This window comes from Flavobacterium riviphilum, assembly GCF_055231795.1.
Genome location: NZ_JBUYSY010000005.1, coordinates 185,851 through 195,581, shown reverse-complemented (window position 1 = coordinate 195,581; position 9,731 = coordinate 185,851). Strand labels below are relative to the sequence as shown.

Below are 9,731 nucleotides of genomic sequence, written 5' to 3'. Positions count from 1 at the left end.
TGCTGGTAACACTTCAACCGGAGTTCAAAAAATCACGATAAAAGATGATGAAAAACCCGTGTTGACAGTGCCACAAGATGCAACATTCAATTGCGTAGCAGGTGATTCTGGTATGGCAACCGCCACAGACAATTGTGATAAAGATCCTAAAGTAACGTATAAAGATGAAGGTACTTTAGACAGCTGTGGATTAGGAGTTATCACCAGAACATGGACTGCCACAGACTGCGCTGGCAACACTTCAACCGGAGTTCAAAAAATCACGATAAAAGATGATGAAAAACCCGTGTTGACAGTACCACAAGATGCAACATTCAATTGCGTAGCAGGAGATTCTGGTATGGCAACCGCCACAGACAATTGTGATAAAGACCCTAAAGTAACGTATAAAGATGAAGGTACTTTAGACAGCTGTGGATTAGGAGTTATCACCAGAACATGGACTGCCACAGACTGCGCTGGTAACACCTCAACCGGAGTTCAAAAAATCACTATAAAAGATGATGAAAAACCCGTTATTGTTCAAGCAACAGGAGATCTTACTAATAAAGATTTAGGATGTAACCCAACTGTGGTAGCTCCTACATTTACAGCAAGTGATAACTGTTCTGGTAATTTAACTGAAAAAATTGTCGTTACTGATAGTGGTCTTGTGCTAACAAGTGGTGATTCAAAATGTACACTTTATAGTCAAACATGGACGGCCAATGTTAAGGATTGTTTTGGAAACGCAGCATTACCTGTTAGTGTTACATACAATTGGAAAGTAGACACTGAAAAACCAGTTATAACCACCGAGGCTAAAGATGCAGATTTAGGATGTAACCCAACAGTGGTAGCACCAACGTTTGCAGCAAGTGATAACTGTGATGGCGTATTAACTCCAATTGTTAAAACAGACGGACCACAGGCGAATGGTTGCTATTACACCCAAACATGGACAGCTAGTGTGATGGATGGATGTAAAAATGAGGCCGATATCAAATCGATTACTTACACTTGGAAAGTTGATAAAATTCCTCCAGTAATTACTTGCATTGCCAATAAAACAGTGGCTTGTGGTACATTGGTAGTATTTGATACACCAACTGTAACCGATAATTGTTCTTTGGTGTCAGAAATACAAATCATTCCTGGAAACGAATTGGTTGTGATCAATGCAGATGGTAGTGAAACCCATACCAAAACATGGACAGCCAAAGATGCTTGCGGAAATGTTTCTGCCGAGTGTAAACAAGTAATTACCGTTCAAACTTGCTATCAAGGTTGTACACTTGGCTACTGGAAAAATCACACTGACAGATGGTGCTCTAGTTATTCCTGTTCAATGTTATTTGGGGATGTCTTTGTTAATGCACCTAAAAATCTAAGAAAATTAACTTTATTAGATGCCTTGAATTTAGGTGGCGGTGGAGCTAATAATCTTGCTCGTCAAGCCGTAGCTGCATTATTGAATGCTTGTAATGGCGACATTAATTTCCCTGAACCCTACAAAGGAAATCCACAGTTAGTAATTAATGAAGTAAATGCAGCATTTAGTGCAGGTATGAAAGCCGTTGCAGCTTTAGGTACGAAATTGGATAACATTAACAATTATGGTTGTCCGCTTTCTGGAACACCTGCTACTACAGCATGTGGAACCACAACTGCAGCCAAGGCAACTACAAGCATTCCAGAAGCAGAGTTCACCGTATTCCCCGTACCATTTAGAGATAATCTTTCTATTCGCTATGATTTTGAGTATGAATCAAAAGTAACTATTGAGATTTATGACTTTAAAGGAGCTTTAGTGATGCAATACGAAGATCCTAATGGATATTTTGGAAAAGAAATTACTTTAGAAATGAAATTCAATCATGGACAAGGTCAAACTTTTATCATCAAATTGACTACCGATCGTGGAGAAACCATTAAAAAAGTAATGTCAAAAATTTAATTTTAAGTTACTAAACCAAAAAAGGTTGCCTTTTGTTAGGCAACCTTTTTTTATGATATAAAACAATTTAGATTACAGTTTAAGTAATATGAATAGCTTTAAAATTCTTATTCTTTTTCTGTTTTTTTGATGTCATTAACGTATTTCGTCAATTTTTTACCGTACATGGATTGTGCCACTTTTGGGGTCATCGCTTTTTGAATGGTATCTAAAAACTTAATGTTAATATCGTATATTTCCGAAAGGGCAATATAGGGAGCTACTTCGTGATCTTTATGATTGATGGCGAAATTTGTGGCATACAAATATCTTCTTTTGATGTTGGATTCTTCTTTGATTTTGATGCTATCCAGCTTTTTTACATCTTTAAATTTTGTAGCTCTGAATTTTTGCTCTAAAAGTGTCAAACTTTCATCTTTAAATTGGCTATTGATTTTGCGGAATTCTTCGTATAAATCATGATTTACAGAGCCAGTAACTTTTGCACCGTACGAAAAACTGTCTAGGTTGGTTTCTATATTGATATTTCCTGCTTCGGCAAAAAATAAAAGATTGTTGTCAAGCGAATTGGAAACGCCACGGTTTAATGATAAATAATACATTTCAGGCGAATCAATGGTAATATCGGTAGCAAATTTTGAATCTCCGTTGATTCTGATAGAATCTATGGTAACCAAATTGGTGTCTTTAATGCGTTGAATATACAAAGTTCCTTCTTTTAGACCTTCTACATTACCAGTTAGATGTAAGTTGTTTTTGGAATCGTTTTTTGTACAAGCAAATAGAGTTGTTAAGGCAACTACGGCTAAAATCGTTTTTTTCATTGGTGATTAAATTTGGCGCAAAATAAAGAAAATTGTTGAATTGCTTCCAAATCGCTATCTTTTAATTCAAAAAAAATCCCAATTTATTTCTAAATTGGGAAGTGAATGCTGTAAGTGAAATATTATCCTTTGAGCCAAGCTTCTTTGAGTTGTTTTTTTGCTTCAGACGTTGCACTAAAACTTTCTTTTTCCTCATACGGAAGTGCAATTTTTCCTTTGATGCTTTCTTCTTTGCCATTTCGAAGAATAGTCAAAGTAATGGGGTCATTTTCTTTCCAAACTCTACTATTGGTAATCAATTCAAAGATGTTGTCTTTGCTGTATTTTACATCATTTATGGCTACAATAATGTCATTGCCTTTCAAACCAAGTGTGTTGAAAAACGCATTGAGTTCAATATTTGGTCTAACGGCTATGGCGCCACTTTGTCTGTCGATTGTAATATAAGGTTCTTGTCCTTTTAAAAACACTTCAGCAGGAGCTTTTGAAGTTGTTTTTGTCACGCCAACTTTGGCCAAAAAAGTATCATACGGAATAGGAGTAGGTCCAGCAACATAAGTTTTTAGAAATTCGCCAACTTCGGGGTAGGTAAAGGCCACAATTTGATCAAATAATTCTTGGTCATCAAAGGCTTTGTTAACACCATATTTCTGAGAAAGTTGCTGCATGAGATTCAAAATTCCTTTTTTACCATCTGATTTTTCGCGTATAATGAGATCAATACACATGCCAATAAGTGCTCCTTTTTGATACACATTCAGATACTGAGCTTTGTATGGCTCTTGTAAGACGTTAGCACTCATAGTCGTAAAAGGCATGGTATCGTTCATGGCTTTGGCTTGCTGTATTTTGTCGTTCATACGGTCGTAGAATTCTTTTTCAGTAATCAATCCTTGGTTAATTTGAAAAAGATTGGCAAAATATTCGGTTACTCCTTCGTACAACCATAAGTGTTGAGACATTTTTGGCGAGTTATAATCGAAATACTGAATTTCTTTGGAATGAATTGTTAAAGGAGTAACGATATGAAAAAATTCATGTGATACTACGTCTTTCATCTGTTCTTGTAACATGCTCAAAGGAATATTTTCTGGCATTACTACCGTTGTTGCAGTAGGATGTTCTAGTGCACCAAACCCTTTGGCATCATCAGGTTGCATCGTAGATAAATAAAGTAAAACGGTGTATTTTTTATTAGCATTGATACTTCCCAAGAATTTTTTTTGAGCAATCATCATTTTTTTCATTTCAGGAGTAATGCTCTCGGCTGTAACTTTGTTGTTTGGAGAATATACCGCAATTGTAATGTCCATTCCATCAACGGTAAAGGTGCTATAATCAGGTTTGTTATACATTATGGGGTTTTCTACCAATTCAGCATAACGCGAAACCAAAAATTCATCTGAAGAGGAAGAAGGATCCAAATCAACCATAGAGGTTGCGCCCCAAAGATTTTCAGGATGAGTAACAGCAACACGGTACGGCATTTCTTTTTTGTCTTGAAAGTATCCAACAAAACCGTGCATGTTGACCATAAAATGTGTTCCCGAAATTATGTTCGTACCTGCAGGTGAAAAAATATCTTCTTGACCAAAACCACTACCTTTTTCGGTGTCAAAAGTGTCATTAACCCAATAGGTCACTTTGTGTAGTTTTTTGGCAGAAGGAATTGACCAAGTGTTTTGATCGATTTTTGTTACTTCTAAGAGATTTCCTTTGGAGTCGAACGCTTTCAAATCATCAATGTAGCGACCGTAATTATCATTGGAATAGGTGCCTGGGATAATTTTGGGGATGCTGTAGGTGATATTTTCCGTTATGATTTTTGGAGCATAAACGGTAACTTCTACTTTGTCCTCTTTTACTTCTTTAAGGTTAATGGTTACCTTAACCTCGGGAAGTGATTTTGGAAGAGTTGAAACGGTGGATTTACAGCCTAAGAAAACAAGGGCAAAGGCAAAGCTTACAAGTATTTTTTTCATATTTAAGGTCTTTTGGTACATTAGACTAGAGTTGATGATAAAAGTTACAAGGATGGAACTTTTTAAAATAAAAAACTCCTGAAGCTAATCAGGAGTGAAGTTTTTTATTAATCGAATTTGTTTTTGATGTAGTATTTCCCGTCTAATTCATCATCAAAATCGTCAATTTTAATGGGTTTCGGTTTAGGCTTGCTTGCAATAGCTTTTTTCTTCCACATTTCAAATTTTTCAGTTGGCATTTTCTTTTTCATAATTTCTAAGACTTCTTTTTCAGAAAATCCAAATTCTTTTTTTATGATTTCGAACGGGTTTCTTTCTTCTAAGGCAAGTGTAATCAGTTTCTCGGTTTGCTCGCTATTTAATTCTTTGCGGTTACTCTTTTTCATCACGTGAAAATTAATTCAAAATGTTGGTTTTAATGATTTATAATTACGTTTTAAACGCTGTATCAATATTAATAAAAAAAATAATTCTTTGAAAAAAAAAACACCTTTTTTTAATTTACTTCAAAGTAGGCGAGCGGTGTTTTTGAAACGGAATATGCAATAGGTTTTTCAATTGATTGTGCTCTTTAGGGTCATAATGTGTATCGATACCAAAAATTATATCTTCTCTTGGCATAGTTTTAAAAGTACCAAACAAGCGATCCCATACCGAAAAAATATTACCATAATTGCTATCGGTATAAGGTAATTGATAATGGTGATGTACTTTGTGCATGTCTGGAGATACCAAAATATAACTTATTACAGTGTCTAGTTTCTTTGGCAATGCAATATTGGCATGAGTGAATTGAGTAGCTACAACCGATAGTGTTTGGTACAAAAACACCATCCACATGGGGGTGCCTACAAGGAGAACGCCAAGTAATGTAAAGACAAAACGAATTACGCTTTCGCCTGGATGATGCCTATTAGCCGAGGTCGTGTCTACCCAAGTGTCGGTATGATGAATGAGATGAAATCGCCATAAAAACTTAGTGCGATGTTCAATTAAGTGTACCAAATAAGCGCCAATCAAATCCATCAACAGCAACCCTATTACGGTAAAGAGCCAAAGCGGAATGGTGGGCATCCATTGCAAAATTCCAAATTGATGTGTAACGGTCCAATCGGCACATTGTAAGAGTAGAAAAGCTAAACAGAAATTGATAATAATAGTAGTCAGGGTAAAGAAAAAATTGATTCCCGCATGCTGCCATTTATGATACTTGAATTTGAATAAAGGGAATGTGTTTTCAATAAGCCAAAAAAGGGTGATGCCACCCACTAAGATTAAGCTTCGGTGGGATGAGGGGATACTGCTAAAATAGGCTACAATTTCGTTCATGATTTTGAAATGAATTTTAAATTAGGACTCTAAAAGTAAGATTTATTCTCGGTCCTACAAATTTTGTGGTTTTAGGAATTTGGTGTTTCCAAAAATGTTGTGTCGTTCCCTTCATCAAAAGTAAACTGCCATGTTCTAAGTTGATGTTTAATTTTTGTGTTTTTACCGTATTGTGTTTGAGTTGAAAAAGGCGTGAAGCCCCAAAACTTAGCGAAGCAATACTTGGATTTTGCCCTAGTTCCTTTTCATTGTCAGCGTGCCAGCCATTAGAGTCATTGCCGTCTCTATAATAGTTAAGTAAGACTGTGGTGAATGCTGTAGCTGCTGTTCTCTCTACTTGATGTTTGAGATCCAATAATAATGGTGACCAAGCATGCGGTTGCATAGTGATCGAAGAATAACGATACGATTTGTTTGGATTTCCAAAAAGTGCCGTAAGTCTAGGTTGGGCATAGGTCTTCCCATATACCGTAATCGAATCTTGTTGCCAAGGGATTTCGTGTTGAAGCGCCTTGAAAATCAAATCGGCTTCTGAAATAGAAATGAAGTTAGGATAATAAGAAATCTCAGCATCTGGGACATCAAACACTATGGGATCAAGAGGAAAAAGAGGATTCATGTAGTAAAAATAAAGAGAAAATAGACAACTTGGTGTATATTTTCTCTTTACGATTTATGTTTTACGCTTCCGAGTGGTCTTGCAAAAGATTTTTATATATGAATCCTGCTACCACGGCTCCTAAAATTGGTGCCACCCAAAACAGCCAAACTTGTGATAAGGGTTCTCCCCCAACAAAAATTGCTTGAGATAAGGAACGCGCTGGATTAACTGAAGTATTGGTAATTGGAATACTGATTAAATGGATAAGGGTAAGTGCTAATCCTATAGCAATACCTGCAAATTTTCCATTGGCAAACTTATCGGTTGCCCCTAAAATTACTATTAAGAAAAATAAAGTGAGTACAAACTCCGCAATAAAAGCAGCTTGTAGAGAATAACCTTCTGGAGAAAAAGCACCAAATCCATTAGAGGCAAAGGCACCTGCTTTAGTATTGTCGATTGCAAATCCAATTTTTCCAGCAGCAATGGTGTATAAGGTTCCTGCTGCTGCTATGGCACCCACACATTGTGCAATAATGTATGGAATTAGATCTTTGGCCGAAAATCGACCGCCAGCCCATAAACCAAAAGAAACCGCTGGATTAAAGTGTCCACCAGAAATATGCCCAACAGCATAGGCCATTGTAAGCACAGTTAAACCAAAAGCTAGTGAAACACCAGCAAAACCAATACCCAAATTAGGAATTCCAGCGGCGTAAAGGGCACTGCCACATCCGCCAAAAACCAGCCAAAAGGTTCCAAAAAATTCTGCAAACAATTTTTTCATAGTTACTGTATTTAAAGGGTTAATAGTTAGGCAACGATGATTGTTTTATCCTAAAGAATCACGTTGATTTTATTTCAATAATCATAATCAAAAAAGTATAGTTTATGAATAAGCACCAATAGTAAGTGAAACAGTCGAAAAAAAATCTTGTTATGCAGCGATGTTAAATAGCATTCATAACAATATGTATTTGTTACGAATTTAAAAAAAAAATTAACACATTTTGTGTAAGTATTTGAAAAATATATGATTATGGTTTTTTCTTTGAAAAAGAAGTATTCATTAAAACTATTGCCAATAGGATTAATACAATGCCTATCCATTGCAATAAAGTAACTTTTTCATTCAATAGTAAAAAAGCCATAGTAACAGAAACAGGTAATTCTATAGCCGATACGATACTTCCAATTCCAATTCCAGTAATCGGAAACCCTTTATTCATTAAAATAGGAGGGATTATGGTGCCGAATAATGCTAATAGTAGTCCCCATTTCGCAAAAATGCTCCATTGATAAGGTCCTGAAAGAGAAAATAAAGCAAAAGAAAACACAATAACAGCACCGCCTAATAGCATGAATAAGCTTCGTTTTGCAGCAGAAACATGTATAGCGATATGGTTGGCGGTAAACATGGTAGTGGTGAAAGAGGCGGCAGACAAAAGCCCTAAGGTAATTCCTCTCCAATCCAAAGTGAAGTTGGAAGCTAAGGCGTTGGTGGCTAGTATAGTGCCGATTAAAACAAGTACAACGGCAATGATTTTCTTAAAATCGGGCCACTTATTGAATAAAAGAATTTCAACAACTACTCCCATCCAAACAGTTTGCATCAATAAAACAATGGCAATGGATACAGGTAAAAACAACACCGATAAATAATAAAAAACGCTTGTCAATCCAAGTGAGGTTCCCGCTGCCATCAGTTGAATTTTGTCTTTTGCAGTAGCTTTGAACCGGACGTTTTGGTTTTTCTTTCTTTGTATAAGGACAATGAAAAGCATGCCTAATATACCTAGTATGAACTGTGAAGAGGTGACCTCGGCCGTGGTATATCCCTCATTATATGCTAGTCTTACAAATGTTGCAAGCATGCCATAGCTAGAAGCGCCTAGTCCAACTAGGAATACTCCTTTTAAAAATTGATTGTTAGACATTTATATGATTTTAAAGTCACTCAAAGATAAGGTAATCTTTTGTTGGTTTAATTTTTTGAAAACAGAAAATATACTGATTATTAGTGGTTTATGATAAAAAAAGAGATGATGCGATATCTTATTGACCTAGATTTAAGCTTTCGACTATCCTAAACACTTGAAATCCAGTCCAGTCTTTCACTAATAATTTTCTGTTTATTAGCTTCCAAAAAAGACAAATAAGCTTCGGCTACAGGGGAAAACTTTTTGTTTTTTTGCCAAATTAGATTCCATGTCGACTTTAATGGAAGTCCTTTAACAGGGATAATTTGTAATGCTCCATTAGCCAATTCATTTTTGATCCCGATTATAGGCAAAATAGAACTACCTATCCCGGCAATAACGGCCTGTTTTACGGCCTCATTACTTGTTAGTTTGAGTTTTTTGTTAATTTTTATTTGGTTAGCAATCATAAATTGTTCCATTGTCTGGCGTGTTCCAGAACCTTCCTCACGTAAGATGATCGGAATGTTTTCTAATAACTTTAAATCGTAGAGGTCTTCATTATATATTTGATCAGAATTGGATACCAAATACAAATGGTTGGGTATAAGGGCTATTTTATTAATGTTTAAGTTTTCTGGTAACAAAGAGACCAAAGAGAAATCGACTTTATTGTCCTCCAAACTTTTGATGACTTTTGATTTATTGGTAACATCCAAAACAAGCTCTACATTGGGATGAAGTCTTAGAAAATCAGCCAAGAAGTATGGCATAATGTATTTTCCGGTTGAAACAATCGATATTTTGAGTCTACCACTTAAATTGCCATGAAACGCTTGGGTTTTATAATCAATGGCATGGACTTGTTCAATGATTTTTTCGGCAGCTATTGCAATTTCTTTACCAAAATCGGTTACGAATAATTTTCGACCGATAATTTCGGTTAAAGGAATGTCAAATTGATCCTGAAAATTTTTAAGTTGGATAGAAACTGCAGGTTGCGTAAGATGCAATTCTTCGGCGGCTTTTGTAATGCTTTGGCATTGTGTTACTTTTAAAAAAACCTGTAATTGGTGAAGCGTATAGTTCATAAAATTATTTTATGATTTTCATATTAAATATATATAAAAATATATGATT

At 35.7% G+C, this 9,731-nt stretch carries 9 protein-coding genes; 1 reads left to right on the top strand and 8 read right to left on the bottom strand.

The features are described from left to right. The coding region (locus ACZIX2_RS07755; protein WP_463339517.1) for an HYR-like domain-containing protein at positions 1–1,936 on the top strand (1,936 nt) is incomplete at its 5' end. A gap of 107 nt (positions 1,937–2,043) precedes the next feature. Here the strand turns inward: ACZIX2_RS07755 and ACZIX2_RS07750 are convergent. The 8 genes from ACZIX2_RS07750 to ACZIX2_RS07715 form a co-directional block, all read right to left on the bottom strand. Beyond that, positions 2,044–2,760 carry a DUF4369 domain-containing protein gene (locus ACZIX2_RS07750; protein WP_463339516.1) on the bottom strand — a complete coding sequence of 239 codons (717 nt, stop codon included), beginning with the start codon at positions 2,758–2,760 and terminating at the stop codon, positions 2,044–2,046. Between the two features lie 122 nt (positions 2,761–2,882). Then, positions 2,883–4,742, bottom strand: a complete 1,860-nt coding sequence (locus ACZIX2_RS07745; protein ID WP_463339515.1) for a M61 family metallopeptidase — start codon at positions 4,740–4,742, stop codon at positions 2,883–2,885. A gap of 107 nt (positions 4,743–4,849) precedes the next feature. After that, positions 4,850–5,128: a DUF2805 domain-containing protein gene (locus ACZIX2_RS07740; RefSeq protein ID WP_463339514.1), complete on the bottom strand. Its 279-nt coding sequence runs from the start codon at positions 5,126–5,128 to the stop codon at positions 4,850–4,852. Positions 5,129–5,243: 115 nt separating this feature from the next. Then, positions 5,244–6,071: a sterol desaturase family protein gene (locus ACZIX2_RS07735; RefSeq protein ID WP_463339513.1), complete on the bottom strand. Its 828-nt coding sequence runs from the start codon at positions 6,069–6,071 to the stop codon at positions 5,244–5,246. Positions 6,072–6,087: 16 nt separating this feature from the next. Then, positions 6,088–6,690: an alpha-ketoglutarate-dependent dioxygenase AlkB family protein gene (locus tag ACZIX2_RS07730; RefSeq protein ID WP_463339512.1), complete on the bottom strand. Its 603-nt coding sequence runs from the start codon at positions 6,688–6,690 to the stop codon at positions 6,088–6,090. 61 nt (positions 6,691–6,751) lie between these two features. Then, positions 6,752–7,459 (bottom strand): aquaporin Z, encoded by a 708-nt coding sequence (gene aqpZ / locus ACZIX2_RS07725; RefSeq protein WP_463339511.1) that lies wholly within the window; start codon positions 7,457–7,459, stop codon positions 6,752–6,754. Positions 7,460–7,709: 250 nt separating this feature from the next. Then, positions 7,710–8,609: an EamA family transporter gene (locus ACZIX2_RS07720; RefSeq protein WP_463339510.1), complete on the bottom strand. Its 900-nt coding sequence runs from the start codon at positions 8,607–8,609 to the stop codon at positions 7,710–7,712. 149 nt (positions 8,610–8,758) lie between these two features. Continuing rightward, a complete protein-coding gene (locus tag ACZIX2_RS07715; RefSeq protein WP_463339509.1) occupies positions 8,759–9,682 on the bottom strand; it encodes a LysR family transcriptional regulator in 924 nt (307 codons plus the stop codon). Positions 9,683–9,731: the final 49 nt, after the last annotated feature.